The organism is Stenotrophomonas sp. SORGH_AS_0321 (assembly GCF_031453215.1).
In the GTDB taxonomy this organism is placed as follows: Bacteria; Pseudomonadota; Gammaproteobacteria; order Xanthomonadales; family Xanthomonadaceae; genus Stenotrophomonas; species Stenotrophomonas chelatiphaga.
The window spans coordinates 1623658-1649544 of the sequence record NZ_JAVIZG010000001.1 but is presented as its reverse complement, the minus strand read 5'-3'; the positions used below and the strand labels follow the sequence as shown (position 1 = coordinate 1649544).

21 protein-coding genes and 1 pseudogene are annotated in these 25887 nt (G+C 67.1%); 8 read left to right on the top strand and 14 right to left on the bottom strand.

The genetic code is table 11. The annotated features are described in order from the left end of the window. Positions 1-13: 13 nt before the first annotated feature. Positions 14-904, bottom strand: a complete 891-nt coding sequence (locus QE373_RS07185) for a DUF3298 domain-containing protein (RefSeq protein WP_309685055.1) — start codon at positions 902-904, stop codon at positions 14-16. Between the two features lie 38 nt (positions 905-942). Next, a complete protein-coding gene (locus QE373_RS07180; protein WP_057687186.1) occupies positions 943-1242 on the bottom strand; it encodes a GNAT family N-acetyltransferase in 300 nt (99 codons plus the stop codon). A gap of 199 nt (positions 1243-1441) precedes the next feature. On the opposite strand from QE373_RS07180, the gene QE373_RS07175 reads away from it, so the two are divergent. Beyond that, positions 1442-1627 (top strand): hypothetical protein, encoded by a 186-nt coding sequence (locus QE373_RS07175; RefSeq protein WP_309685054.1) that lies wholly within the window; start codon positions 1442-1444, stop codon positions 1625-1627. A gap of 25 nt (positions 1628-1652) precedes the next feature. On the opposite strand, the pseudogene QE373_RS07170 reads toward QE373_RS07175, so the two are convergent. Next, positions 1653-2278 (bottom strand): annotated as a pseudogene (locus tag QE373_RS07170) (rhomboid family intramembrane serine protease). 7 nt (positions 2279-2285) lie between these two features. Then, on the bottom strand, positions 2286-3848 hold the full coding sequence (locus QE373_RS07165; RefSeq protein WP_057687174.1) for an oligopeptide:H+ symporter: 1563 nt from the start codon (positions 3846-3848) through the stop codon (positions 2286-2288). Between the two features lie 154 nt (positions 3849-4002). Here QE373_RS07165 and QE373_RS07160 point away from each other — a divergent pair, with 154 nt between their 5' ends. Further along, positions 4003-4821 carry an endonuclease/exonuclease/phosphatase family protein gene (locus QE373_RS07160; RefSeq protein WP_309685052.1) on the top strand — a complete coding sequence of 273 codons (819 nt, stop codon included), beginning with the start codon at positions 4003-4005 and terminating at the stop codon, positions 4819-4821. 82 nt (positions 4822-4903) lie between these two features. Here QE373_RS07160 and QE373_RS07155 read toward each other — a convergent pair whose 3' ends face one another. Continuing rightward, on the bottom strand, positions 4904-5515 hold the full coding sequence (locus tag QE373_RS07155; RefSeq protein WP_309685050.1) for a superoxide dismutase: 612 nt from the start codon (positions 5513-5515) through the stop codon (positions 4904-4906). A 201-nt stretch (positions 5516-5716) separates the two neighbouring features. Here QE373_RS07155 and QE373_RS07150 point away from each other — a divergent pair, with 201 nt between their 5' ends. Both QE373_RS07150 and QE373_RS07145 read left to right on the top strand, forming a co-directional pair. After that, positions 5717-6169 carry a ribonuclease domain-containing protein gene (locus QE373_RS07150; protein ID WP_309685048.1) on the top strand — a complete coding sequence of 151 codons (453 nt, stop codon included), beginning with the start codon at positions 5717-5719 and terminating at the stop codon, positions 6167-6169. Then, positions 6166-6582 (top strand): barstar family protein, encoded by a 417-nt coding sequence (locus tag QE373_RS07145; protein WP_309685047.1) that lies wholly within the window; start codon positions 6166-6168, stop codon positions 6580-6582. The genes QE373_RS07150 and QE373_RS07145 overlap by 4 nt, the downstream gene beginning before the upstream one ends. Before the next feature lie 32 nt (positions 6583-6614). On the opposite strand, the gene QE373_RS07140 is transcribed toward QE373_RS07145, so the two are convergent. Further along, on the bottom strand, positions 6615-8408 hold the full coding sequence (locus QE373_RS07140; protein WP_309685046.1) for a hypothetical protein: 1794 nt from the start codon (positions 8406-8408) through the stop codon (positions 6615-6617). A 10-nt stretch (positions 8409-8418) separates the two neighbouring features. Further along, on the bottom strand, positions 8419-9018 hold the full coding sequence (locus QE373_RS07135; protein ID WP_057687180.1) for an NfuA family Fe-S biogenesis protein: 600 nt from the start codon (positions 9016-9018) through the stop codon (positions 8419-8421). 95 nt (positions 9019-9113) lie between these two features. On the opposite strand from QE373_RS07135, the gene QE373_RS07130 reads away from it, so the two are divergent. From QE373_RS07130 to zupT, 3 genes are all read left to right on the top strand, one after another. Then, positions 9114-9455 carry a 4a-hydroxytetrahydrobiopterin dehydratase gene (locus tag QE373_RS07130; RefSeq protein WP_057687181.1) on the top strand — a complete coding sequence of 114 codons (342 nt, stop codon included), beginning with the start codon at positions 9114-9116 and terminating at the stop codon, positions 9453-9455. Between the two features lie 5 nt (positions 9456-9460). After that, complete coding sequence (locus QE373_RS07125) at positions 9461-9883, top strand: energy transducer TonB (protein ID WP_309685043.1); 423 nt, start codon at positions 9461-9463, stop codon at positions 9881-9883. Between the two features lie 97 nt (positions 9884-9980). Next, a complete protein-coding gene (zupT, locus tag QE373_RS07120) occupies positions 9981-10790 on the top strand; it encodes a zinc transporter ZupT (protein ID WP_309685041.1) in 810 nt (269 codons plus the stop codon). A gap of 992 nt (positions 10791-11782) precedes the next feature. Here zupT and QE373_RS07115 read toward each other — a convergent pair. After that, entirely contained in the window at positions 11783-12757 is a 975-nt protein-coding gene (locus QE373_RS07115; RefSeq protein WP_309689615.1) for an RluA family pseudouridine synthase, read from the bottom strand. Positions 12758-13165: 408 nt separating this feature from the next. Between QE373_RS07115 and QE373_RS07110 the strand changes: the two genes are divergently transcribed. Then, positions 13166-16666, top strand: coding sequence for an Rne/Rng family ribonuclease (locus QE373_RS07110; RefSeq protein WP_309685039.1), 3501 nt, complete (start codon positions 13166-13168; stop codon positions 16664-16666). Between the two features lie 345 nt (positions 16667-17011). On the opposite strand, the gene QE373_RS07105 is transcribed toward QE373_RS07110, so the two are convergent. The 6 genes from QE373_RS07105 to QE373_RS07080 are packed head-to-tail and all read right to left on the bottom strand — an operon-like array spanning position 17012 to position 25771. Next, positions 17012-17911 (bottom strand): endonuclease/exonuclease/phosphatase family protein, encoded by a 900-nt coding sequence (locus QE373_RS07105; RefSeq protein ID WP_309685037.1) that lies wholly within the window; start codon positions 17909-17911, stop codon positions 17012-17014. A 41-nt stretch (positions 17912-17952) separates the two neighbouring features. Continuing rightward, positions 17953-21075 (bottom strand): discoidin domain-containing protein, encoded by a 3123-nt coding sequence (locus QE373_RS07100; RefSeq protein WP_309689613.1) that lies wholly within the window; start codon positions 21073-21075, stop codon positions 17953-17955. Between the two features lie 41 nt (positions 21076-21116). Beyond that, a complete protein-coding gene (locus QE373_RS07095; protein ID WP_309685035.1) occupies positions 21117-21953 on the bottom strand; it encodes a carbohydrate ABC transporter permease in 837 nt (278 codons plus the stop codon). After that, on the bottom strand, positions 21950-22831 hold the full coding sequence (locus tag QE373_RS07090) for a sugar ABC transporter permease (RefSeq protein WP_057506835.1): 882 nt from the start codon (positions 22829-22831) through the stop codon (positions 21950-21952). Before QE373_RS07090 ends, QE373_RS07095 begins: the two co-directional genes overlap by 4 nt. Then, a complete protein-coding gene (locus tag QE373_RS07085) occupies positions 22828-24198 on the bottom strand; it encodes a sugar ABC transporter substrate-binding protein (protein WP_309685031.1) in 1371 nt (456 codons plus the stop codon). Before QE373_RS07085 ends, QE373_RS07090 begins: the two co-directional genes overlap by 4 nt. Beyond that, a complete protein-coding gene (locus QE373_RS07080; RefSeq protein ID WP_057506836.1) occupies positions 24167-25771 on the bottom strand; it encodes a glucoamylase family protein in 1605 nt (534 codons plus the stop codon). The genes QE373_RS07085 and QE373_RS07080 overlap by 32 nt, the downstream gene beginning before the upstream one ends. Positions 25772-25887 lie beyond the last annotated feature (116 nt).

Sequence of the window (25887 nt, the reverse complement as noted above, 5' to 3'; positions counted from 1 at the left end):
AGCGCCTCCGCGATCAGCCGTGGGCGAACAGCCCGGCATACTCCGGCGCCACGTGCGGCACCAGCACCGACGCCGGTACGTCGGCGGTCTGGGTGCCTTCGGAGTAAGGGCCGACCTGGTAGGGCGGGAACACGAAACGCAGCCCGGTGACCTTGCCGGCGGCGTCGGTCATCGGCTCGAACTGGCGGAAGTTGTCCGGCCTGGCGCCGGTGCCTTCGTTGATCATCCGCGAGGCGCTGCGCAGCGATTCCTGCAGCTCGCCCGGCTCCATGTCCTCGCTGCTCAGGCGGGTCGCCACGCGCTCGCGCAGCTGGTCGGCCACGTAGTCGCTGATCGTTTTCCAGCCCTTGGCGTCGGGCACCAGGTGATCGGCGGTCAGCATCTGCTGCGGTCCGGGCAGCCAGACGAAACGTGCGACCAGCGGCTCGCCATGGGCGCCGCCGGTGTAGCGGCTGCCTTCGGCGCGCACCACCACCAGCTCCGGCGTCTCCAGCTGCTTCTCGAAAGCCAGCGACAACTCGTACGGCATCGTCGGCTTGTCGTTGCCCAGCCCATCAATGGCCTGCTGCAGTTCGCCGCGCGCGATGGCAGCGTAGTCCTGCAGCGCCTTGGCCAGCCCCTGGTACTGGTCCAGCCCGGCCGCGTAACTGATACCGACCACCGCCTGCGGAGTGGTCTCGATCACGTCGGCCAGCGCCACCGCCGCATCGGCCGGCGCCTCGGCCACCGGTGCCGGCAGCGGGCCGGCGGTGTCGGCAACGGCGGGCTGGTTACCCGCATCATCGCCGTCCCGGCGTCCACAACCGGCCAGCAGCACGGCCGCGATGGCCACGCCCAGCACGGCGGCGGCGGGCAGTTTACGGCGCAACGACTTCATCGATTTCCCCTGGACTTGCAGCGACATGTATCGGTTTCCTTGCTGGAACGAACCCTGTGGGCCGATCAGGCCAACAGGTCATGAAATTCTTCGTGGCGCTCAAAGAACGCCTCCGCGTAAGCGCACGCGGGCACCACTTTGTATTTGTTGTCGCGGGCCCAGCGCAGCGCCACGCGGGTCAGTTCCCCGGCGATGCCGCGCCCGCCGATGGCGTCGGGCACCTCGGTGTGGGTGATCACCATGCGGCGGCGCTTGAGCTGGTACTCCAGCAGCGCCAGATGACCTTGCACCCGTGCAGTGAAGCGGTGCGCAGCCAGGTCATGGGTGACCTCGTAAGCCAATCCGGGGGGCGTGACCGAAGCCATGGGACCGATCTCCTGGGGCAGCACCACCGATGGTGCGCAGCCTGCCGCCATGATCGTGTGAAGCCTGAACAGGGGCAAGCGCTCCCTGCCCCGGAGGCATGGGGCGCTAAAGGAGGACCGGCAGCGGCCGATACTGCTGTCGACGGGGCGCACTGGAAGGCCCCGCCGGGTCCGCCCATCCCGTTCCCAGGAGGTTCCGATGCGACACCCCCCTGCTCCGCCCACCGGTGCCACCGCCAGCGATGACGCGCTGCTGGAAGGCCTGCTGCAGCTTGCCGTGGAGGGCCATACGGACCAGACGCAGTTCCAGCAGATCGGCGAAGAAGTCTTCACCCGCCTGCTGGATACCTACGGCGTGGACAGCGGCACCCCGCGGGCGCGCTAGCCACCGCCGGTCGCGGCCCGCGCCCTCAGCCGCCCAGGCCGAAGCGCGGGTTGGACAGCTCGCGCAGGAAATGGTTGAAGATGCCCGGGTTCATCGCCAGCAGGAACAGCACGCCGAACGCCGCGCCGGCCAGGTGGGCGCTGTGGTTGATGCGGTCCCCGCCCTTCTTGTCCATCCAGATGCTGTAGCCCACGTAGAACACCGCGTACAGGATGGCCGGCGCCGGGATGAAGAACACCAGGATGATCGTCCACGGGCTGAGCAGGATGAAGGCGAACAGCACCGCCGACACCGCGCCCGATGCGCCCAGGCTGAGGTAGTTGGGGTTCTTCTGGTTCTTGATGTAGCTGGGCAGGATGGACACCACCAGCGCACCGAGATAGAACGCCGGATAGGTCAGGTAGCTGCTCCGGACAGCTGCACCATCACCGTTTCGATCTGCCCGCCGAAGAAGAACAGCGTGATCATGTTGAAGATCAGGTGCGGCCAGTCGGCGTGGATGAAGCCGTAGGTCACCAGCCGGTCGTACTGGCGGTGGCGATCCACCGCCGGTGGCCACAGGATCAGCCGGTCGGCCAGCTTGCGGTTGTTGAACGCCAGGTAGGAAACGATGGCGGTGATGGCGATCAGCAGGAGGTTTACAGGCGTCATGTCAGGCTCAGGCGGCGCGGTAGTTGTCGACCATGCGGTAACGGCGCGCATACCAGCCGAAGGCCAGTGCGGCGACGAACGCGAAGCCGGCGAAGAAGAACATCAGGAATGCCGCTTCGCTCAATCCAGTACTGGCGATCTGGTGGGTCACCGTATCGTTGCGCACCGCGGCGTTGGACAGCAGCACCCACAGGTTGCCGATGGTGGTGGTCAGGTTCCAGAAGCTCATCACCACGCCCTTCATCGCCTGCGGCGCCTGGCTGTAGGCGAACTCCAGACCGGTCGCCGAGACCAGTACCTCACCGAAGGTCAGCAGCGCGTACGGCAGCATCTGCCAGAAGATCGACATCGCGTTGCCGCCATCCATCACCACCTGGATGCCACCGACCACGATCCACGCCAGGCCGCTGAAGGCGATGCCGGCGGTCATGCGGCGCAGCGCGGTGGGTTCGAAGCCGAACCGGCGCAGCGCCGGGTACAGCACCAGGTTGTTGAACGGGATCAGGATCATCACCAGCAGCGGGTTCAGGGCCTGCATCTGCGAGGCGGTGAACCAGCTCGGCATCTGCATCTGCTGGCCCTGCAGCACCCAGGTGGAGGCTTTCTGGTCGAACAGCGAGAAGAACGGCGTGGTCAGCGCGAAGATGACCAGCACGCGCAGCACCGAGCGCACGCCTTCGACGGCTTCGTCCGGGTGCACTGCACGGGCGCGCTCCAGCTGCATCCAGGTACCTCCGCCGATACCGGCCAGGATCGACACCAGCGCCAGGCACAGGCAGATCACGATACCCAGCGTGCCGACCAGCCCGAACGAAGCGATCGCCAGCACCACGCCGGCCACGGCCAGCACCAGGCCAGGACGGCCGCGCCCTTCCACGCGCGCGGTCAGCGCCGTACGCACCACGTTGGCGAACGAATGCGGGTCCTTCGGCGGCAGCGGGGTCAGCACGTAGCGCTTTCGTCCCAGCCAGAACACGAAGGTCGCGATGAACATCAGGATGCCCGGGATGCCGAAGGCCCACTGCGGTCCCCAGTTCTTCAGCACCAGCGGGATCAGCAGCGAGGCGAACAGCGAGCCGAAGTTGATGATCCAGTAGAAGGCGTCGAAGACCAGCTTGGCCAGGTGCTTGTTGCCCTGGTCGAACTGGTCGCCCATGAACGAAGCGACCAGCGGCTTGATCCCACCGGCACCCAGCGCGATCAGGCCAAGGCCGAAGAAGAAGCCGCCGCGGCTGCCTTCGAACAAAGCAAGGCACAGGTGGCCGACGCAGTAGATCAGGCTGAACCACAGGATGGTGTGATACTTGCCGAAGAATCTGTCGGCCAGCCAGCCACCGAGCAGCGGGAAGAAATACACGCCGATCATGAAGCTGTGCATGATGTCCTTGGCTTCACCGGCACGGCCTTCGGCGGTGATCTCCTGCAGCAGCAGCGAGGTGATCAGGAACTGCACCAGGATGTTGCGCATGCCGTAGAAACTGAAGCGCTCGCAGGCCTCATTGCCGATGATGTACGGGATCTGGCGCGGCATGGATCCCTTGCCGGCGGGGGCGACTGCGTTATGGCTCATCCTGTAAGGCTTTCCTGCGGACACGAAAGCGCCAAGGTTACCGGAAGGCAGGCCCCCAGCGCACGCTGCACGGCTGCATGACAGCGCCCGGAAAGCATTGCAGGGACGCAACGGGGTCACGACGCCTGCACGGCGCAAGCGTAAACTTATCGTTATGCGCGCCCCCCCTTTCCCCTTGTTGCTGTGCGTTGGCCTGTTGCTGGCTCCTCTGGTGGTCCGTGCACAGCCGGCGGCGGCAACGCCGCTGGCCGAACTGAGCGTGGCCAGCCTGCAGCTCCCCGCGCAGGAGGATCCGGCCTGGGAACATCGTCGCGAAGCCATCGCCCAGCTGCTGGCTACGCTGCAACCGGACGTGATCACCGTCCAGCAGGTGTTGCAGGAGGGCAGGCGCAATCCAGCGTGCTGGCTGGCCAGCCGCCTGCGCTACAGCTGCGATTTCATCACCGCCGATCCGCCCAGCCAGGCCCAGCGCCACGGCAGCGCGATGCTCAGCCGGCTGCGCGTGGAAGAAGACGGCGTCACCCTGCTGCACCCGCCCGGCCGCTACAGTGCGGCGGGCATGATGCGCGTTGCGGTCGGCGAGGGCCAGGTCAACATCTACGTGGCGCGGTTGCGCCCCGAGCCGGATACCGCGGCCAGTCGCCAGCACCAGGCCAATGACCTGATGACCTGGATCGCCGCTACGTCCGATGGCCACCCCAGCCTGGTGGCGGGTGACTTTGCCGCCAGCAGCAGCGACGTTGTGCGTGGCATGCCCGGTTTCCAGCCAGCACGGCGCAATCCGTCGGCCAAGGTCGAGAAGCCGGGCGCGGGCAACGGCAACATCGACAGCCACGGGCTGGATGTGCTGTTCCAGGTCAAATCCTTCAGCGGCAAGCGCCAGCAGCGCATCGAACTGCCGGTCGAAGGCGATATGCCGGTGCTGCCACTGGGCGTCATGGCGGTGCTGCGTCTGCAGGCGCCGGCCGGCTGAGCCGACGCCGGCGGTCGTGCAACAGAAAAAGGCCGCGCTTGAGGGCGCGGCCTTTCTGCTGTTTACCGTGGCGCTGTTGCGATCAGGCAACCGCTTCCTGGTAACGACGCTCGACTTCATTCCAGTCGATCACGTTGAAGAACGCGCCGATGTATTCCGGGCGACGGTTCTGATACTTCAGGTAGTAGGCATGCTCCCAGACGTCCAGGCCGAGGATCGGCGTGTTGCCTTCCATCAGCGGGCTGTCCTGGTTGCCGGTGCTTTCCACCACGACCTTGTTGTCCGGGGTAACGCTCAGCCAGGCCCAGCCGCTGCCGAAGCGGGTCAGCGCAGCCTTGGTGAAGGCATCCTTGAACTTGTCGAAACCGCCGAGATCGCTGTCGATCTTCTTGGCCACGTCACCCACCGGGTTGCCGCCGGCATTGGGCGCCATCACCGTCCAGAACAGCGAATGGTTGGCATGGCCGCCACCGTTGTTGCGCACCGGGCCCTGCAGGTTTTCCGGCAGCGACTTCAGCTTCTTGACCAGCTCTTCCACCGGCAGGTCGGCATATTCGGTGCCTTCCAGCGCTGCGTTGACGTTGTTGATGTAGGTCTGGTGGTGCTTGGTGTGGTGGATCTCCATGGTGGCCGCGTCGATATGCGGCTCCAGGGCTTCATAGGCGTAGGACAGCTTGGGCAAGGTGTAGGCCATGGTGCATCTCCTCGTAGCTTGGGGACCTGGCAGGCGCCAGGTGGTGCGCAGTAAATGATGGGGACTGGCGTGAAGATTACCAAGAGGGATGTAAAGGAAACTTCGTCCTGCAGGTGACCGTCGTGCGACAGCAGCGGCCCTCATGCACGATGCAGGCCCGCGGCGCTACAGTGGGCGCCGTCCCCACGCCTGCCCTTCGCCATGCGCAATCCCCGGCTGTTGATCACCGCCATCGCCCTGCTGCTGCTCGGGCTGCTGGGCAATCATTTCCTGCAGCGCCCGGCCAAGCCACAGTTCGCGCCCAGCCTGTCCGGCGCGCCGGCAAGCGTGGCGCGGCCGGCTGCCATCGCCGGTGACGGCGAACTGCCCGGTTTCCTGCCCGCCGAAGCACGCCACACGATCACCCTGATCCAGCGTGGCGGACCGTTCCCGCACCGCCAGGACGGCAGCGTGTTCGGCAACCGCGAACAGCGGCTGCCGCAACGCGAGCGCGGCTATTACCGCGAGTACACCGTGGAAACGCCGGGCGCCGGCAATCGGGGTGCACGCCGCATCATCACCGGCGGTCAGCCACCCGATGCCTGGTATTACACCAGCGATCATTACGAAAGCTTCCGCAGCTTCAACGTACCTGCAGAAGGGACCGCGCCATGACCCACGATGCCTTTGGCCTCGGCCTGCACGACCTCAACAATGCCGGCGTGTATGCGATCGGCGAAGGCGACGAAGCCGCACTCGCCGCGGCGATGCGCGATGCCGGCCTGCAGGTGCGCCGGGTCGACCTGGAAGGGGTCGCGGACAAGCGCACCCTGCTGGCCCGGCTCGCCGCGCAGCTGGATTTCCCGACCGGTTCCGGCGGCAACTGGGACGCGCTGTCGGACAACCTGCGCGACCTGTCGTGGCTGCGTGCCGATGGCGGGCATGCGCTGTTCCTGGATCGCATCGATGCGCTGCGTGCGCAGGACATCGGCAGCTTCGACACCCTGCTGGACATCCTCGACGAGGCCAGCCAGTACTGGGCCGCGCAGGACGTGCCGATGTGGGCGTTCCTGTCCAGCGAGAGCTGAGTTGCCGCACGGCGCGCGCCGCGCGGCAGGCGTCAGCGGATGCTGCCGTTGTCTTCCTGCAGCTCTTTCTTGAACGGGATATCCGGCGGCGGACGCGCGATGGCCGGCTGGTCCTGCATGTTAGGATCGTTGAGGCCGCAGCCGCCACCGAACTGCAGCACCGAGATCACGCAGGAGATCTTCGTGCTGGTACCGGGCAGCGGGATTTCCACCGACTGCACGCCACGCCGGACCCATTCGGCCAACAGTGATTCATTGGGCACCCAGTACTTGTCGAACGAGGTCGGGGTGTAGTCATACGGCGGCCGTTTGAGCCAGGTGCCGGACTGCGCTATGCGGTCGCGGGTCCACCCATCGTTGTCGCCGCCGGGGGCGCCGCGATCGGCCGTGCCGGCGCCATCCTGGCCAGGAACGCGCACGCTGCCGTCGGCGTTGAAGACACCGGTGCCCTGCCCGGCATCGCGGTTGGCCTGCGCTCCCGCACTGCTGCCGGGACGATCCCGGTTGGACGCACCCCAGTCATCGCCACGCGCCGGCGTGGCCCAGTTGCCGGGCGTCGGCCGCGCCTGCGCACCGGCCTGGCCGGGCGCGCGCGACGCGGTCGCGGTGGCCGCAGGTGCGGTGGCAGGCGCAGTCGAAGATGACGAAGAAGACGCCTGCGCAGCGGCGGTGGTCGGCGCGCGTGCGGGTGCACTGGCGGCCGCGCTGGCAGGGGCGACGGCACGTTCGCGCACTGTCGGTTCACTGCTGGGACGCGTGCGCAGCACCGGTTCGCGCCCCGGCAGGGTCGGCACGCTGACGGCAGGGGCGGTCACGGTGGCCACTTCGCGCTCACGCACGGCGGTTGGATCCCGCGGCGTTACCTGCACCGCTACCTCGGCCTGCGGTATCCGCAGCGGGGTCGGTGCCTCCACGGCCAGGGCGACCTCGCGCTCACGCACCTGCACCGTGGTTTCCTGTGGCGTGCGAGTACGCACGGGCGTTACCGGACGCGGCGTGACCACGGCCGGGACCTGCACGATCTGCACCTCGCGTTCGCGGACCGACGGCGCCGCCTGGCGTGGGACATCGGTGACTTCGGTGCGCGGCACACTGACCGGCGGCACCACGAAATCGGTGGTCGCCTCGGCGACCTCGGTGGCCTGTATCGGCGGTGTCGGCAGTGGCGGCGCCGTTGCCGGTGGCGCCGGTTCGGCAGGCGGCGGTTCGGATGCGCTCGGCGGCGCCGCAGCGGCTTCAACCGGTGCAGGCTGCGCCGCGGCGGTCGATGCTGTCGGCGCGCTGTCCTGTGCTTCGGATGGGGCGGCGGCAGGTTCGGCCGGCGCCGCGGCTGCCGCTGCGCCGACCTCAGCCGCCGCCGCATCGCTGCCCGGCTGGTCGCCGCCACCTTCCTGCGCGCCCTGGCCGATGAACTCGACCTGCACCCGCTCGCCTTCTCCGCCCTGGGTATCCGGCTGCGAAGAACGCACCAACGCCACCCACAGCAGCAGGACGGCGAACAGCACGTGCAGCAGCAGGCTGGCGACGGCGGAGGTCCAGCGCATCCAGCGCTGGTCGCGCGGCGCCGGGTCCCACTGCTGCCACCCCAGGCGGCGCACCGCCTGCCACATCGTCAGTCCAGGCAGGCGCCCACCGGCGGCCGGCAACGGCCGCGGCAGCAGCACGGCGACTACCTCACGCGCATGCTGGGGCCGCGGCAGCGGCGGACGCGCGCGCAGCCAGATGGCCCACCCATAGGGCAGGCCGGTCTTCTTTTCGAGAATGGGCGGCTCCTGCTGGCGTGCCAGCAGGGCCTCGATCCACTGTGCAGCCCGGGATGACGGCACGCAGCGGGCGTCAGGCGACGTTGCCGCGCGGCATGTACGGCGCCTGCCCACTATCGTGGTCGGTGGCATCGCGCACGGCCGTGATGCCCGGAACCCGGCCCATCAGCGTTTTCTCGATTCCCTGCTTCAACGTGACATCGGCCATGCCGCAGCCCTGGCAGCCGCCGCCGAAGCGCAGCAGCACCACGCCGTCGGCAGACACTTCCTGCACCGCGACCTTGCCGCCATGCGAGGCAAGCTGCGGATTGACTTCGTTTTCGACAACCCAATGCACGCGCTCCACCAGCGAGGCCGCGTCTCCGGGTGCTTCACCCTTGATGCGCGGTGCCTTGATGGTCAGCTGCTGGCCTCCGGCATTGCCGGTGACGATGTCGATCTCGGCGCCGTCCAGCCAACCGACGCTGTCCGAAGCCACGTACAAGGTGAAGCCATCGCAGTCCACCGCCCACTCGTCGCCGAGCAGGTCGGCCGGTTCGGCGAACTCAAGGCGGGCGTCGGCGCGGGGGGTGCCGGCGTCGACCGCGGACACGCGCACGCCCATGCCGGGCACGCCTTCGCGTTCGATCAACTTGCGGAAATGGGTCTGGGCGGTGTCGGAGATCTGGATCATGGCGCTATTCTAACGAAGTACCTGTTACGCGATCATTCGGTTTATACACTGGACCGCGCAATGTTCAGTCAACGATTTCAGAGGTAGAGCATTCCATGAACGATCTGGTCCCGCTGGTACAGGCCCATTGCATCCCCCGCCGGGGCAACGAGCACCGCCTGGGGCAGGCCCGGCTGGCCGAGCTGCTGCCGCAGGTACCCGGCTGGGAGCTGGTCGAAAACGGCCAGGCGCTGCAGCGCACCTTCCGCTTCAAGGACTATTACCACACCCTCGCCTTCGTCAATGCGCTGGCCTTCATCGCCCATGGCGAGGACCACCACCCGGACCTGGGGGTGCATTACGACCGCGCCGTGGTGCGCTTTTCCACCCACGACGTGGGCGGGCTGAGCGAGAACGATTTCATCTGCGCTGCCAAAGCATCGGCCCTGACGGAGTGACTGCCATGACCCTGCGCTTGTTGACCCTGCCCCTGGTCGCCACGCTGTTGACCGCCTGCGGTGGTTCCGGCCAGCCCGCGACCCCGGCCGCAGCGGCCACCCCGCCCACCGAAGTCGCCGCGGTGAAGACCCCGCCGCCGCAGTACCCGATCGAACTGGCCTGCAGCGGCGTGGGCGGCACCACCACGCTGAAGGTGGTGGTCGGGGTGGAAGGCAAGTCCACCGACGTGACCCAGCTGACCAGCAGCGGCAACCCACAACTGGACGAACAGGCGCGCACGGCCGTGCAGGGCTGGCAGTTCAATGCCGCCAGCCGCAATGGCCAGAAGATTCCCGCCACGATCCAGGTGCCGGTGAGCTTCAACCCGCCACAGCCGCGCCCGGATGAGTGCTTCGCGGTGGAAGAACGCCTGCGCCGCGGCGGCTGATTCCTGCTTTACCCACCAAGGCCAGCCTGCGCCCGCCTTCCCTCCCCAACGCCCCGCCTGAGCGGGGCGATCGCTACCTGAAGGATCGCGCTGGCAGATGCTGCAGATTTCTACTGAAAACGTCTGGATCGCCATGGCGGTCACCCTGGCCGCTGGCCTGGCGACCGCGCTGGGCAGCCTGATGGTGTTCTTCGCCAAGCGCCCCAACCCGCGCCTGCTGGCCTTCGGCCTGGCCTTCGCTGGCGGTGCGATGGTCTATGTGTCGCTGTCGGAGATCCTCAACAAGTCGATCGACTCGTTCACCCAAGCCTACGATCCGCGCCTAGGCTTCACCTATGGCACCCTCGCCTTCCTGCTGGGCATCCTGGTGATCATGGGCATCGACCACCTGATCCCCAACCCGCACGAAAGCCTGGACGCCAAGGATCCAAGCTTCCGCGCCGACAACAAGGCCTACATCAAGCGGGTCGGCCTGCTGACCGCCGTGGCGATCACCGCACACAACTTCCCGGAAGGCCTGGCGACGTTCTTCGCCACGCTGGAGAGTCCCTCGGTGGGCATGCCGCTGGCCTTCGCCATCGCCATCCACAACATCCCCGAAGGCATCGCCATCGCGGTGCCGGTGTACTTCGCCACGCAGAACAAGTTCTACGCCTTCGCGGCCAGCCTGCTGTCTGGCCTGGCCGAGCCGATCGGTGCGGCGATCGGCTATTTCCTGCTGTCCGGGTCGCTGAACCACGCCACCTTCGGCTGGGTGTTCGGGCTGATCGCCGGCGTGATGGTGTTCCTGGCGCTGGACGAGCTGCTGCCGGCGGCCAAGCGCTACGCCAAGGGTCACGAAACGGTCTACGGCCTGGTGGCTGGCATGATGACCCTGGCCTTGAGCCTGGTGCTGTTCAAGTGGTGAGTGGGTTGGCGAACGGGTGAAACCCCCTCGCGGGGGGCGGTCTGCTGAAGCTGCTTTCTGGGGTAGGTCCGGGCGGGGTGGGTCTGCGGGACACGCGGTGAATCCATCCATGGAGGCTGCATCGCCGCATCCATGCGGCTCAGCGTCCCGCCAACCCACCCCGCCCGGCCCTTGGACAGGTTCCGTGGCCGCCAGCCGCGTGAAAAGAAAAACGGGGTCTGAGTCCTTTCGCTGCGCGAAAGGACTCAGACCCCTGCCTTCAATCTCTCATTACGCAGCGGATGGCAACCGGAATCTGTCAGGGGCCGGGCGGGTGGGGTATGCGGGGCCTTGAGCGGCAGGAGCCGCGAAGAGCTACATGGACGTACTTGCGCGTGCCCCGCATACCCCACCCGTCCGGCCCAACCCGGGATGCAGCTTGAAAACCATCCGCCGCGAGGGGCTCCGCCGTTCGCCGACCCCAAAACGGGGTCAGAGTCCTTTCGCTGCGCGAAAGGACTCTGACCCCTGCCTTCAATCTTTCCTTACGCGGCGGATGGCAACCGGAATCTGTCAGGGGGCCGGGCGCCGGGGCTGGGCGGGGGCGTTGAGCGCCATGGATGGCGCGAAACGAGGCCCGCAGGAGCGGCTTTTGCCGTCCCCCGCACAGCCCCGGCGCCCGGCCCAGCCCAGGATGCAGCTTGAAAACCACCCGCCGCGAGGGGCTCCGCCGTTCGCCGACCCAAAAACGGGGTCAGAGTTCTTTCGCTGCGCGAAAGGACTCTGACCCTGCCTTCAATCTTTCATTACGCGGCGGATGGCAACCGGAATCTGTCAGGGGGCCGGGCGCCGGGGCTGGGCGGGGGCGTAGAGCGCCAGGGATGGCGCGAAACGAGGCCCGCAGGAGCGGCTTTTGCCGTCCCCCGCACAGCCCCGGCGCCCGGCCCGGCCCGGCCCAGCCCAGCAGGCAGCTCGAAAACCACACGCCGCGAGGGGCTCCGCCGTTCGCCGACCTACTTCAACCGGTCCAGCGCCTCGACCAGTTCCTCGGCCAGCGGTGCGTTCAACACGTAAGGGGTCTTGCCCGCGTCCAGCGCGAACTCCAGCGAGGCCGCGTGCAGGAACAGCCGCTTCAGCCCGATCTGCTCACGAAACCGCTTGTTGACGACCGGATCGCCGTACTTGTCGTCACCGGCCACCGGATGACCCAGGTGCTGGGCGTGTACGCGGATCTGGTGGGTGCGCCCGGTTTCGATCCGCACCTCGCAGTAGGAATGGCCGCCGCGGCGCTCCAGCACCTTGAAATGGCTGATCGACGGCTTGCCGATCGCATTCACCTGCACGTGCCGCTCCCCGCCCTGGCGCAGGCCCACGTGCAGCGGCGCATCCACCGTCATGGTGCCGTCAGGCATGCGCCCGACCAGCAGCGTCAGGTATTTCTTGCGGATGCCGGCACCATGGTCCTCGCGCAGCAGCGCCTGCAGCTCGCTGAGCGCTGAACGCTTCTTGGCCACGATCAGCAGCCCGGAGGTGTCACGGTCCAACCGGTGTACCAGCTCCAGCGTCTTGCCCGGACGCAGCGCCCGCAGCGTTTCGATGGCACCGAAACTGATCCCGCTGCCGCCATGGCTGGCCACCCCGGAGGGCTTGTTCAGGGCCAGCAGACGCTCGTCTTCATAGACGATGGCCTGCTCCAGCCGGCGCATGAACGACTCCGGCGGGCCGGCCTTGTCTCCCTCCTCGCTGAGATGGACCGGAGGGATGCGGATCACCTCCCCGCCCTCCAGCTTGCGTTCGGCCTTGGCGCGGCCGCCATTGACCCGGACCTGGCCGCTGCGGACCAGCTTGTAGACCAGGCTGCGCGGCGCCCCTTTCAGTTGTCCGAGCAGGAAATTGTCCAGCCGCTGTCCCGCCCGGTCATCGGGAACGGTGATCATGCGCACGGAAGGCTTGTCGGAGTTGGGCTTTGCGGGGTCTTGAGCAGTCATCAGCCTGTTTATTCTGTTACACTCGGGCGGCGAGATAAGGGATTGATTTCGTTGGAAGTTACTCCGGGCCAGAAGCCTGTCTTCCAACGAATCCGGCACAGTGCGCGACCACCGCCCCCGGGGCGGCCATGTTAGCGGCTCACCGGCGCTCCCGGCCATCGCCGATTGCCTGACACGCAGTCGCGCTGAACATGTCCCGTGTGGCGCTCCAGTTTAGGCTGACAGCTGCCGCCGGTCCCGCAACACCCAAAAACCAGATAACAAGAGCGCTCCCGCGGCCTGCCGTGGTGTCGTAGCGCTGGAAACCCGGGCCACCCTCCCCGCGCCTGCGCGAATGGGCGGCCAGCCGTATCCAGAGGCGAAACTCCATGGCGTTCCGCGCGGTAGCCGCTTGCGAGGAACGCAACAATGAAGCGAATGCTGATCAACGCCACGCAGGCCGAAGAACTGCGTGTCGCCATCGTGGATGGCCAGTCGTTGTATGACATCGACATCGAGCAGCCGGCCAAGGAACAGAAGAAGTCCAATATCTACAAGGGCCGGATCTTCCGCATCGAGCCCTCGCTGGAAGCCGCCTTCGTCGAATACGGCGGTGGCCGCCATGGCTTCCTGCCGCTGAAGGAAATTTCCCGCGATTATTTCCAGGCCGGTGTCGACCACAACAAGGCCGGCATCAAGGAGCTCCTGCGCGAAGGCCAGGAAATCGTGGTGCAGATCGACAAGGATGAACGCGGCAACAAGGGCGCTGCCCTGACCACGTTCATCTCGCTGGCCGGCCGCTACATGGTACTGATGCCGAACTCGCCGAGCGCCGGTGGCGTCTCGCGCCGGATCGAAGGCGAAGACCGCGCCGCGCTGAAGGACGCGCTGGACAAGCTGAACATTCCCGACGAAATGGGCGTGATCATCCGCACCGCCGGCGTCGGCCGCGATGCCGAAGAGCTGCAGTGGGACCTGGATTACCTGCTGAACGTGTGGCGCGCCATCGCCGAAGCGGCGCTGAGCAAGCCCGCCCCGTTCCTGATCTACCAGGAATCGCGGCTGATCGTGCGCGCCCTGCGCGACTACCTGCGCGCGGACATCGGCGAGATCCTGGTCGACACCGAAGAGATGTACCAGCACGCCCGCGAGTTCATGCAGCAGGTGATGCCGCAGACCCTGCGCAAGCTCAAGCACTACACCGACGACATCCCGCTGTTCAACCGCTTCCAGATCGAGTCGCAGATCGAAGGCGCCTATGAGCGCAACGTGCGCCTGCCGTCGGGCGGTTCGATCGTGGTCGACCAGACCGAAGCACTGACCGCCATCGACGTGAACTCCTCGCGCGCCACCAAGGGCAGCGACATCGAGGACACCGCGTTCCAGACCAACCTGGAAGCGGCCGAAGAAGCGGCCCGCCAGCTGCGCCTGCGCGACCTCGGCGGCCTGGTGGTGATCGATTTCATCGACATGTCCTCCAACAAGCACCAGCGCGAGGTCGAAAACCGCCTTGCCCAGGCGCTGAAGTACGACCGTGCCCGCGTACAGGTCGGCCGCATCTCGCGCTTCGGCCTGCTGGAAATGAGCCGCCAGCGCCTGCGTCCGAGTCTGGGCGAATCCAGCCAGCTGGTCTGCCCGCACTGCGACGGCCACGGCCGCATGCGCAGCGTGGAATCGCTGTCGCTGTCGATCATCCGCGTCGCCGAAGAGCATGCGATGAAGGAGAACACCGGGCAGGTGCTGGTCCAGGCCCCGGTCGAGATCGCCAACTACCTGCTCAACGAAAAGCGCAGCGCCCTGCGTGAAATCGAAGCGCGCCACGAAGCCCCGATCGTGATCGTGGCCGACGAACAGCTGCACACCCCGCACTACACCGTGACCCGCCTGCGCGAGAACGAGCTGGGTGAGGAAAGCGGCAAGCCGAGCTACCAGCGTGGCACCCCGCGCAAGCTGCCGGTGCATGCCCTGACCAAGGGCCAGCTGAACATTCCGCCGCCGGCCGTGACCCAGGTCCAGCACAATTCGCCGGCCCCGATCCGCGAAGAAGCCGCGCCGCAGCCGGCGCCGGTTGCCGTGGCCGCTCCGGTCGCTGCACCGGCCGCTACCGGCGGCGTGGTCGGCTGGTTCAAGCGCATCTTCGGTGGCGAACCGGCTGCCGCACCGGCTCCGGCACCGGCCGCACGTTCGAACGGCGCTGAACATGGCCGCAAGGACCGCAATGGCAAGGATCGCAACGGCAAGGACCGCAAGGACCGCCGCGACGACAGCCGCAGCGCCGGCAACGGCGCCCCGCAGGCACAGGGCCAGGGCCGCAAGGAACGAGGCGAACGTGGTGAGCGTGGTGAGCGCCGCCAGGGCAACGGCCAGGGCGGCAACGCGCAGGTCGTGGCCGCCGCCAACGCGCAGGCCGGCAACGGCAATGGCCAGCAGCAGCCGAAGCAGCGTCAGGAACAGGGCCAGCAGGGTGGCAAGCAGCGCAATGAGCGTGGCGAGCGTACCGAGCAGGCCCAGGCGCCGGCACAGGCCCAGCAGCAGCCGAAGGTGAAGCAGCCGCGCCAGCCGCGTCCGCAGGAAAGCGACAAGCCGCAGCGCGACGGCAATGACATCGCCGCCGCCGCTGCAGCGGCAACCGTGCCGATGGGCGTGGACGCAGCCGCCGACGCGGCCGCTGCATCGCGCCTGGCCAACCAGCAGCTGCGCGGCGAAGTGGCCGACACGGTCGCTGCCACGCCGGCGGCGCCGCAGGCAACGGAAGCAGCAGCACCGATCCACGCTGCCGTGACCGATGCCGAAGCGGAAGCAGTGACTGCGGTGGGCACCGACGCAGGTGCCGATGGCATCAGCGCGCCGGCCTCTGAGGACGGCAATGGCGAGGGCGGTTCGCGCCGTCGTCGTGGTCGTCGTGGCGGTCGTCGTCGTCGTCGTGGCAATGCGGAAGGCACCGCCACTGATTCGCTGGGTCATGACGATTCGGACGAAGACGACAATGACGCAGACGAGCAGGACGTGGCTGCGGTCTCCGGCCTGGCCGATGCGGCCGGTACGGAAAAGCGCGAGCCCGCCTCGACGCGTCCGCAGCCTGAGTTCGACTTCGATGACGAAGGCGACGCGCCGGCTCCGGCCGATCGCGAAAAGCGTGCAGCTGCCGTGCTGGCGACCGCCGCCATCGTGCCGACTGCCGCCAGCGCGCTGACCGCCTCGCCCGCCGCGGTGGTCGAAGCCCCGAAGGCCGTGGAAGCGCCGAAGGTTGAAGCCGCGAATGTCGAGGCCCCGAAGGTGGAAACCGCTCAGGCCGAGGCCCCGAAGGTGGAAGCTGCGAAGGTGGAAGCTGCGAAGGTGGGAGCTCCGAAGGTGGAAGCTGCGAAGGTCGAGGCCCCGAAGGTCGAGGCAGCGGCCCCGCCGGCAGTGACCGCCGAGATCGACCGTCCGCAGCACGATGCCGTCACGCCGGTGCAGGCCGACGCGCGGAAGGTTGAAGCGCCTGTCGCTGCAGCACCCGCTGCGGCAGCCCCGGTCGCCGCCGAGCAGGCGCCGACCTGGCAGCCGGTGCCGCAGGCAGCGCCCAAGGTGGAGGCCGTCCAGGCCGAAGCCGAAGCGCCGAAGCCTGCCGCCATTGCAGCACAGCCGGCACCGGTGCAGACCAGCATGCTGGATGCCATCGATGCCGCTGCGCCGCGGGCTCCGGCCGTCACCGCACCCGCGGCGGTTGAGCCGGTCGTGGCGCCGGTCGTGGCGCCGGTTGCCGCTTCGCTGCCGGCTGCGGTTGCCGCACCGGCCGTGGTCGAAGCGGTCGAAGCCGCCGAGCCGGCCATCCTGGCCGGTGGCACCGATGCCGCCGCCCAGGCTGCGGTCGTGGCCCAGCCGGCAGCGGACGCCGAATCGGAAGCCGAGGACGACAAGGCCAAGCCGGGCAACCTGCCGCAGGGCTGACCCCCTGCCGGGGTGCAAACGAAAACAGCGGCCTTCGGGCCGCTGTTTTTTTATGTGTCGGTAGCGCCGAGCCGTGCTCGGCGAGCGCAGCGGCAAAGGCAACAGCGTGACGACCAACGGTCGTCACCCACCCGCGCAGGAGCTGACGGCCAGCGGCCGTCACTACCCGGCAGCAGCGCGTGGCCGGTAGCGCCGAGCCGTGCTCGGCGAGCGCAGCGGCGAGCGCGTGACGACCAACGGTCGTCACCCACCAGGCCCAACGGTCGTCACCCACCAGAGCAGGAGCTGACGGCCAACGGCCGTCACTACCTGCCGCAGCCGTCACTACCCGGCCTGCGGCCGGCGCTACCTGGGCGCGGACGCGGTGTCCGGTGCGAACTGCAGGCGCGTCCACACGCCGTAATGGTCCGACGCCCAGCGTCCGCCTTCATCGGGCTGGTCGAACAGGATCTTCGCCTCCCGCGCCAGCAGTTGGTCCTGCTGGAAGAAGATGTGGTCGATGCGCGATGGCGCCTCGAAATAGTGACGGTTGAGCGTGCTGACCTGCGCCAGGTCATTGTTGATGTGCACGCTGCCGTAGCTGTCGCCGTAATGACTGCGCAGCTCGCTCAGGTCACCCGCATCGACCATCGCATTGAAGTCACCGGCGATCACCACCGGTGCACCCGCCGAGGTGCTGCTGATGAAGCGCAGCAGGTCTTCCACCTGGGTGCGGCGGGTCTGGATGCCCTTCTCATCGGAACGTTCGTTGAGGTGCGTGGCGTAGACATTGACCGGCCTGCCATCGACCTCGATACGCAGGTGGCCCACGGTGCGGTAGTCAGCCAGTGGCTGCAGCAGGTGCTGGCCGCGCGCCAGGACCGGCCGGCGCGTCAGCAGCGCATTGCCGTAGCGCTTGGCCGCCCCGGGCGGGTCGGTGGATACGAACAGGTACGAATAGCCCAGTCGAGTGGCCAGCCATTCGGCCTGGTTGCGCACGTTGCGCTTCTGGATCACCTCCTGCAGCGCGATCGCATCCGGCTGCAGGCGCTGCAGTTCGGCCAGGATGGTCTTGCGTCGCCCGGGCCAGTCCTCGCGGTCATGGTGCAGGTTGAAGGTCACCATGCTCATGCCTGCCTCGCGCGTCGCGCTGACCGGCGCGCTGTTCAACCCGGCGACCGCGGCACGCGGCGGAGCATCCGCCGACAGCGCCACACCCGGCAGCAGCAGTGACACGCACACGGCTGCACCGAGCAACGTCCGCATGACACCCTGCGTGCCCTCCCCGCCCCTCACCCGCATGCTGGTCACCCCTTGCGTTCGGCCCGGCGCACGGCGGCCGGGACCTCGATCTCGATCTTCGCCGGCACCTGGTGCACGTGCAGTTCGCCGCCGATCCATTCGACCGGCTCGCCATTGATCGTGGTCGCGCCGGGCTCGCCCGCATACGGCCACGGCAGCACCAGGCCACCGGCTGGCGGCAGCACGCCGGCACCGACGTCCAGCACCAGTTGCCTGTCGCTGCGTTGCAGCCGGTAGTCGAGCTGGCCCTGTGGCGTGCGCAGTCCCTTCACCGCGATGCCCTGCCCCTCGAACCAGCGCACCGGTACGCCCGCCGCCAGCACCAGCGACTGGTCCACGTCACGGTTGTAGGCAAACATGTCCAGCGCCGAACGCACGAAGTCCGAAGCCACCCAGGCATGCGGCAGGTCGCCGACGAAGAACGGCTTGCGCGGCGTGCGCGACACCACTTCGGCCCACTGGTTCCAGGCCTGCGGCGAGCGGTCCTTGAAGAAGAATTCGGTCGCCTGCCAGGCCCGGTCACGCCAGCCCAGGCGCACGAAGGCGGCGACGTTGCGCCATTCGTACGGGGTGTAATCCTTCCACTCGCGCTTGCCGTCGCGGCGTGCCACGAACTCGGTCCAGTAGCGCTGGAAGGTGTTGTCCAGCTGCGGCTGCGGCAGGCGACCCTGCTCACCGCCGGGCGCCAGTGCGATGGTGGTGGAGGTCGCATCGAAGTCGCCCAGCTCCGCCGACCCCGGCAGGAAGTCGATGCGATGCTGGTCCATCGCCGCATACAGCGATGCCTGCAGGTCGGCGCGGAATTCATCGCGCGCGCCGGTGATCGCCAGCACTTCCATCTTCTGCAGGCGCTCGGCGATGATCCCGGCGTCCTTGTAGCCGCGCAGCGCCCAGAAGTTGTCCCAGTACGAATGCATCGGCTTGGCCGAATAGCCTTCGTGGCTGATCGAGGCCGGCATCATCCCGTAGAACGCCGGATTGCGCGCGCGGTTCTCTTCGGTGCGCTCGCTGGCGCGCAGGCGTTCCATGTAATGGAACGCGCCCGCCACGTGCGGCCACATCGCTTCCAGGAAGGCATCGTCTCCGGTGTAACGCCAGTATTCGGCGATGTTGTAGATCAGCTCGCCGTGACTGTCGTTTTCCGGTACCGGGTCACTGCCGCGGTCGTCCACGCAGCACGGCACCTTGCCGTTGTCGAACTGGAACGGGGCATACCACTGCACGTAATCGCGCACCGCGTCGCTGCGGCCCATGCGCAGCAGGCCTTCGGAAATCATCGCGCCGTCGCGGATCCAGCTGCGCCCGTAGGACCGCGTACCGGGCTGCAGGCGCGGGCCCACGCGGGAAATCAGCATGTGCGCCAGCGCCGTGCGCAGCGTGTCGGCCAGCGGCTGGCCCTCGCGCGGCAACTGCAGCTGCAGGCCATCCAGCTTCTGCCGCCACATCGCGGCCACCTGTGCCTGGGCTTTGTCGGCGTCAAAGCCGCGCGGATTGAAGCTGCCGACCTGGGGCAGCACCAGCGCCACTTCGCGGCTCTGTCCCGGCTCCAGCTTGAACGTGTACAGCAACGCGCCGGACGCCATGCCGGTCGGGTCCTTCACCGAGGTGGTGGTCGGCAGCGTGCCAGCGGCCAGGTGCATCACCTCCAGCTTGCCGTCGAACGGGGTGGCGAAGCGCGCATCCGGCGTCTGCACCGGATACAGCCGCGGCTCGCCGTTGACCTTCACCAGCCCTTCTTCCACATCCAGGCTGTCGATCCGGCTGAAGCCGCCGACGGTGTTGAGGAACTGGGTCGGCGGATTGACCTGCCAGGGGCGGATCGCCAACGCCAGGGTGTATTCGTGGGCCACCTTGTCCGGGTTCTTCAGCGAATAACGGGCCACCAGCTGCGAGGTGTCCGGCGTGCCCTGCACGAAACCGGTGACCGACAGCGACGCCTTGTCATGCTGCCAGTCCACGCTGGCGATCGGCAGGTAGCTGTCCTGCAGCGACTGGATCGGGCTGACATCGGCCCAGCTGACCAGTTTGCCGTCCAGCTTCAGGAACGGCTCCACGCTGAAGCTGCCACGCGCCATTTCCAGCGCGCCGTCTTCGCTGATCAGCGCCTGTTCGCGGCCGCCATCCAGTCCCAGCAGGGTCCAGCTCGGCTGCTCGCCCACGTACGCGCGCGGCAGCGAACCACGCGGCAGGTCGGCGGCCACCGATGACAGGAACGCATTCGGGGTGGCGGCGAAGGCCAGCGGCTTCAGCGCGATATCGCGGATGCCATAGCGCCAGTTCGGGCCGCCCTGCAGGTCGAAGCGCAGGTAGCGCGCATCGGTTTCCGGCAACGCCAGCCAGTCTCGGCCACCAGTGCCGGCGGTCACTTCGCGGATCGTGCGCCAGTCGCGCCCGTCCTGCGAAGCGCGCACGGTGTAACGCGTGGCCTCCAGGCCGGGCAGCCAGTCGATGACCGCCCCGCCCACTTCGCGCGGCTTGCCCAGGTCCAGGCTGATGGTCTGCTGCTTGACCCCGCCACTGACCCAGAACGTATCGGCCTTGCCATCGATCATGCGGTCCTGCAGGGCCGGGGCGGTATCGGCCAGCACCTCCGGGTGCAGCGCCGAATCATCCTGCGCGGGCAGGCCCTGCAGGGTCAGCTTGTCGAAGCACACCGTGCCGCGGCCGCCGACCTTGCTGTAGATGGTGAACTCCATCGACGCGCTGCGCTTGAGTTCCTTCTCCGGCGACGGGCCCCAGGCCTTGTCGATGTGGCGCTTGCGGAACTCCACCGGGGTCCAGGCCTTGGGGAACGCGTAGCCCGGGCGGTTGACCCACCACACGTTGTCACCGCTGGCGTCGATCAGCTTGAACTGCAGATCGTTGGCCGGCGAATCCCCGCGCAGCTGGAAGCCGAAGCGGTAGTTGGCCGGGTAGTCGATGTTCAGCGCGCGGCGCACGCCGACATGACCGGAGACCTCGTGGAAGTCGTAGTCCAGGCACATCGCGCGGCCGCCGCCGGCACCGGCGACGTTGCGCAGCGAGCCGCTGACCTGGTCGGACAGCACCAGCGTCCATTGGCCCATGTCGTCGAAATCGTCGATGACCTTCGGTGCGGGAGCGGCAGGAGGCGGGGCAGCAACTGCCACGCAGGACCACAACAGCGCCAGGCCGGCGACGATTCGACGATTCACCCTTTGACACTCCCCAACATGAGACCCTGGATGTAGTACCGCTGCAGCAGCAGGAACAGCGCGAGCACCGGGATCACCGTGACCACCGCGCCGGCCATCATCATCTCAACATCCATGATGTGTTCGCGTGACAGCGTGGCCAGCGCCACCGGCAGGGTGTAGTGCTCCTGGTCGGTCAGCACGATCAGCGGCCACATGAAGTCGTTCCACGCGCCCATGAACGTGAAGATGGACAGCGTGACCAGCACCGGCTTGAGCATCGGCAGCACGATCTGGAAGAAGATCCGCAGCTCCCCTGCCCCGTCCATGCGCGCCGCTTCCAGCAGTTCGTCCGGGATGGAGCGCGCGTACTGGCGCACCAGGAAGATGCCGAACACGGTCGCCAGCGCCGGCACGATCACCCCGCCGAAGCTGTTGACCAGGCCCAGCTGCTTCATCAACAGGAACAGCGGCAGCATCGCCACCTGCGCCGGGATCACCAGGGCGGCCATCAGCACCTGGAACAGGCGGTCACGGCCGACGAAGCGCAGCTTGGCGAAGGCGTAGCCAGCCATCGTGTTGAGCAGCAGCGACCCCAGTGTGATCGCCACCGACACCAGCAGGCTGTTGGCGAAGTTGACGCCCATGCCGGTGCGTGCGAACAGCTCGTGGTAGTTGCTGAAGGTGACCTGCGAGCCCACCAGCGGCGGCGGAAACTGCGTCGCCTCGCCGGCCGGCATCACCGACACCGACACCATCCACAGCAGCGGTGCCAGGCTGACCAGCGCCAGCACCAGCAACCCGCCGTTGATCCACCATCCGTGCCAGCGTGACTGGCCGATTTCGCGACTCATACCATCTGCCTTTTGCGCCCGAAGCGCAGCATCACCGAGGTCACCGCCAGGATGATCAGGAACAACAGGAACGCCACCGCCGATGCACGGCCGAGGTTCCACCACTTGAAGCCTTCTTCGAACATGAAGTACAGCACGCTGACGGTGCTCTGCAGTGGGTCGCCGCGGGTCATCACGTAGGGTTCGGCGAACAGCTGGAAGTAGCCGGACACGGTGATCACCCCGACCACCAGCAGCACCGGGCCGAGCATCGGCAGGGTGATGTGCAGGAACTGCTTCCAGCGCGACGCGCCGTCGATGCGCGCGGCCTCGTACAGGTCATGCGGGATCGCCTGCAGGCCGGCCAGGAAGATCACCATGTTGTAGCCGAAGTTCTTCCACACCGCGAACAGCATGATCGTCGGCATGGCCCAGTCCGGATCGCCGAGCCAGTCGATCGGGCTGATGCCGATGTGCCCCAGCCCGTAGTTCACCAGCCCGTAGCTGGTGTGGAACAGGTAGCGCCAGATCACTGCCACCGCCACCAGCGTGGTCACCACCGGGGCGAACAGCGCGGTGCGGAACAGGGCCTTGAAGCGGGCCGCCGGGGCGTTGAGCAGGATCGCCGCGCCGAGCGACACCGCGATGGACAGCGGCACGCCGATCACCACGAAGTACGTGGTGTTCCACAGCGATTTCCAGAACATCGGCGTCTGCAGCAGGTCGATGTAGTTGCCCAGCCCGACGAAACGCAGGTTCGCGCCGTCGGCCAGCGAGTACAGGTCGAAGTCGGTCACGCTCAGCGCCAGCGCCGAAGCCACCGGCAGGCCGAAGAACACACCCAGCACGATCACCGCCGGTGCAGCGAAGATCCAGCCGGCAAGCGAGGAACGGTTCATGGCTGGCCTCCGGTGGCCACGGGCGCGGCATCGCGCTGTTGCTCGATCACCTGCTCATGCATCCAGCGCCGCTTGGCCAGGACTTTGTCCACGCGGTCATCGAGTTCAGTCACCGCAGCATCCTGCGCCTGCCCGCCGCGAACCACTTTTTCAGTGACGATGCGCATTTCCTGCACGATGCGCTCCCATTCCAGCACCTTCGGCGTCGGCTTGACGCGCTCGAGCTGGTCACGGAACGCCGCGGCCAGCGGATCACCGGCCAGCGACGGGGCCTGCCAGGTGCTGCGACGCGGTGGCAGGTCGCCGATGATGGAATGGAAGCGTTCCTGGATCGCCGGCCGCGACAGGAACTCGATCAGCTTCCACGACGCTTCCTTCTGCTGCGCCTTGCGGAAGATCACCAGGCTGGTGCCCCCGGCGATGCCGGCACCGGGGCCGTCCGGCCCGGGCAGTGCTGCGGTGCCCCACTTGCCAGCCAGTTCCTTCGGTTCCAGCTTCTTGAACTCGCGGATGTTCCAGGGGCCGGAGATGTAGAACACATTGAAGCCACGGAAGAACTCGTCCCAGACGTTGGAGATCTGGGTTTCGGACATCTTCGGTGCCCAGCCCTTTTCAAACATGTTGGCGTAGAAACCCAGCGTGCGACGGAAGCCGGGGCTGCGGAAGTTGCCGCGGGTATCGTCATCGCGCAGCAGCGGATCGGGCTGCTGCAGGGCGAAGGACAGCTGCTGCTCGAATTCGTTGATCGGCATCAGCACCGCGTAACGGTTCGGGCCCTGCATCTTCTTGATGTCGGCCATCTGCTGTTCGAACTCGGCCCAGGTGCGCGGTGGCGCATCGTGGCCGGCCTGCGCGAGCAGATCCTTGCGGTAATACAGCAGGCGGGTGTCGACGTACCACGGCACCCCGACCACCTCGCCATGGATCACGTTGGTGTCCCAGATGCCGGGGAAATAATCGGCCGGCTCGACCACGCTGGAACGATCGATGTACGGCTGCAGCGGCTCCAGCGTGTTGAGTTCGGCGAACTCCGGGATCCAGGTGTTGCCGAGCTGGCAGACATCGGGCAACCCATCGGCGGCGAAGGCGGTCAGCAGTTTTTCGTGCGCGGCCGTCCACGGGATGTTCTGCACGTCCACCCGGATGCCGGGGTTCTCCGCTTCGAACTCGTGGATCAGCTCGGCCACCACTTCGGCCTCGCGCCCCATCGCCCAGAAGCGCACCGTGGTGCCCTCTTCCTTGCGCGCGCAGCCCGCCAGCACCAGGCCCGCCACCAGCGCGGCGACCCAGCGCAGGCGACGGCCCGGGGACGTGTTCTTCGTTGCCAGCTCCGGCTTACTTGCCCGGGTTGTTGTTGCGCGATGCATTCTTCTGTTCCTGTGCCGCGGCGGCGCGTGATTCTGCAATGCCGACCGCGCGTGCGTCGGCGGCCTTCTCGTCTTTTTCCAGCTGCAGCGGCTGCTGTTCGCCTTCCGGGGTCAGCCAGCCGCCGCTGAAACCAGCGCGCTCCAGCCCCTTGCGGATGTGCGGGTTCTTCTTCATCACCTCCCACACGAAATCGTTGCGGTAGTTGGCGATCATGGTCAGGATCGGGCCCTGGTCGATGCCGATGTAGTCGCTCGCCACCCAGCCGCGGTCGGGCACCATGCGCCCGGTCTTGATCGGGATGTCGTAGTTGAAGCTCGGGTTGAATGAATCCAGGAAGCCGTAGCTGGAGTAGATGTAATCACCGAAGCGCTTGTGCATTTCCTGGGTGGCCGGGATCACTTCTTCCGGCGCGAACACGATGGAGGAAATGGCCGCGGTGGGGGCGATGGTGCCGTCGTCGAAATTCTCGCGCAGGCCGGCGCCGCGCGAAGAGTAATGGCGGAACTGGCGCTGCTCGCCACGGTATTCCTGGGTGGTGTTCTGCGGGCCGTCGCTGGCGGTCAGGCCCCAGACGTTCTGGCCGTATTCCTTCCAGTTCATCGGGTTGCTGATCGCATACTCGCGCTGGGCCAGCGCGGCCGAACGGCTGTTGAGGAAATAGGTGCTGCCGCGTTCGCGCATGTAGGCGTCCTGGATATCGCGGAAGTCGATCCAGACATGGCTGTACTGATGGCCGAACAGCGGACCGAAGGACAGGTATTCCTGGCCCTGGTAGACGCCCCAGTCGTTGTCGTAGGTGCGCGTCCACACCGTCCAGGCATCCGGGCTGACCGGATGGGTCGGCGAACCCAGCGCCAGGATGTAGACGATCATCGCCTCGTTGTAGCCCATCCAGTCGTGTTCGATGGTGCCGCTTTCCGGGAACCAGCCCATCGAGATCAGCGGCGAACGCTCCTGCAGCCACGGCCAGTCCACGCGCTTGTACAGGGTCTCGGCGATGTCACGGATTTCCTTCTCGCGCGAATCCCCGCCGTCGTAGTACGACTGCGCGAACAGCACGCCCATCATCAGCAGCGCGGTATCCACCGAAGACAGTTCCACCCAGCTGTCGTAGCGGTGGCCGTCCTGCATGTCCAGGAAGTGGTAGTAGAAGCCTTTGTAACCGCCCTTGCCGGTGCGCTGCGGGCCCATCGGCACATCGCGCAGGAAGCGCAGCGTGGTCAGGGTACGGTCCACCGCCTGGTTGCGGCTGACCCATCCGTTTTCGATGCCGATCGGATAGGCAGTCAGCGCGAAGCCGACCGAGGCGATGCTGGCGAAAGGCCGCGAGGGATAGCGGTCCGGGGTCAGCCCGTTGATCTCATTGCTGGTGTCCCAGAAGAACTGGAAGGTGCGGCGTTCGATGTCATCGAACAGCGGCGGCAGCTCCGGCTTCATCGGGCGCGGTGGCAGGTCGGCTTCGACCAGGATCACCTGCGGGGCCGGCTTGGCCGGCTCGGGCGCGGCCTGCGGCTTGCAGCCGGCGGCGGCCAAGGTGATCGCGGCAATGGTCAACAGGTGGCTTACCCGCATCGGCCCCTTCCTTTTGTGCTGTTCAAGAATGGAGAGCATAACGTCCAATGACCTGAAATCGTTTACAAACGCGTCCCGAAAAAAAACCACCTCAGTGGTTGGACGCCAACGCTCAT

Excerpts from the sequence above, each read along its gene's own strand:
- QE373_RS07155 (WP_309685050.1), bottom strand. The coding sequence starts at position 5,515 with ATGGCCTACACCTTGCCCAAGCTGTCCTACGCCTATGAAGCCCTGGAG.
- QE373_RS07085 (WP_309685031.1), bottom strand. The coding sequence starts at position 24,198 with ATGCATCGCGCAACAACAACCCGGGCAAGTAAGCCGGAGCTGGCAACG.
- QE373_RS07180 (WP_057687186.1), bottom strand. The coding sequence starts at position 1,242 with ATGGCTTCGGTCACGCCCCCCGGATTGGCTTACGAGGTCACCCATGAC.
- QE373_RS07135 (WP_057687180.1), bottom strand. The coding sequence starts at position 9,018 with ATGATCCAGATCTCCGACACCGCCCAGACCCATTTCCGCAAGTTGATC.
- QE373_RS07150 (WP_309685048.1), top strand. The coding sequence starts at position 5,717 with ATGCGCAATCCCCGGCTGTTGATCACCGCCATCGCCCTGCTGCTGCTC.
- QE373_RS07130 (WP_057687181.1), top strand. The coding sequence starts at position 9,114 with ATGAACGATCTGGTCCCGCTGGTACAGGCCCATTGCATCCCCCGCCGG.
- QE373_RS07160 (WP_309685052.1), top strand. The coding sequence starts at position 4,003 with ATGCGCGCCCCCCCTTTCCCCTTGTTGCTGTGCGTTGGCCTGTTGCTG.
- QE373_RS07105 (WP_309685037.1), bottom strand. The coding sequence starts at position 17,911 with ATGCGGACGTTGCTCGGTGCAGCCGTGTGCGTGTCACTGCTGCTGCCG.
- QE373_RS07095 (WP_309685035.1), bottom strand. The coding sequence starts at position 21,953 with ATGAGTCGCGAAATCGGCCAGTCACGCTGGCACGGATGGTGGATCAAC.
- QE373_RS07165 (WP_057687174.1), bottom strand. The coding sequence starts at position 3,848 with ATGAGCCATAACGCAGTCGCCCCCGCCGGCAAGGGATCCATGCCGCGC.
- QE373_RS07145 (WP_309685047.1), top strand. The coding sequence starts at position 6,166 with ATGACCCACGATGCCTTTGGCCTCGGCCTGCACGACCTCAACAATGCC.
- QE373_RS07110 (WP_309685039.1), top strand. The coding sequence starts at position 13,166 with ATGAAGCGAATGCTGATCAACGCCACGCAGGCCGAAGAACTGCGTGTC.
- QE373_RS07175 (WP_309685054.1), top strand. The coding sequence starts at position 1,442 with ATGCGACACCCCCCTGCTCCGCCCACCGGTGCCACCGCCAGCGATGAC.
- QE373_RS07185 (WP_309685055.1), bottom strand. The coding sequence starts at position 904 with ATGTCGCTGCAAGTCCAGGGGAAATCGATGAAGTCGTTGCGCCGTAAA.
- QE373_RS07125 (WP_309685043.1), top strand. The coding sequence starts at position 9,461 with ATGACCCTGCGCTTGTTGACCCTGCCCCTGGTCGCCACGCTGTTGACC.
- QE373_RS07115 (WP_309689615.1), bottom strand. The coding sequence starts at position 12,757 with ATGACTGCTCAAGACCCCGCAAAGCCCAACTCCGACAAGCCTTCCGTG.
- QE373_RS07090 (WP_057506835.1), bottom strand. The coding sequence starts at position 22,831 with ATGAACCGTTCCTCGCTTGCCGGCTGGATCTTCGCTGCACCGGCGGTG.
- QE373_RS07080 (WP_057506836.1), bottom strand. The coding sequence starts at position 25,771 with ATGCGGGTAAGCCACCTGTTGACCATTGCCGCGATCACCTTGGCCGCC.
- zupT (WP_309685041.1), top strand. The coding sequence starts at position 9,981 with ATGCTGCAGATTTCTACTGAAAACGTCTGGATCGCCATGGCGGTCACC.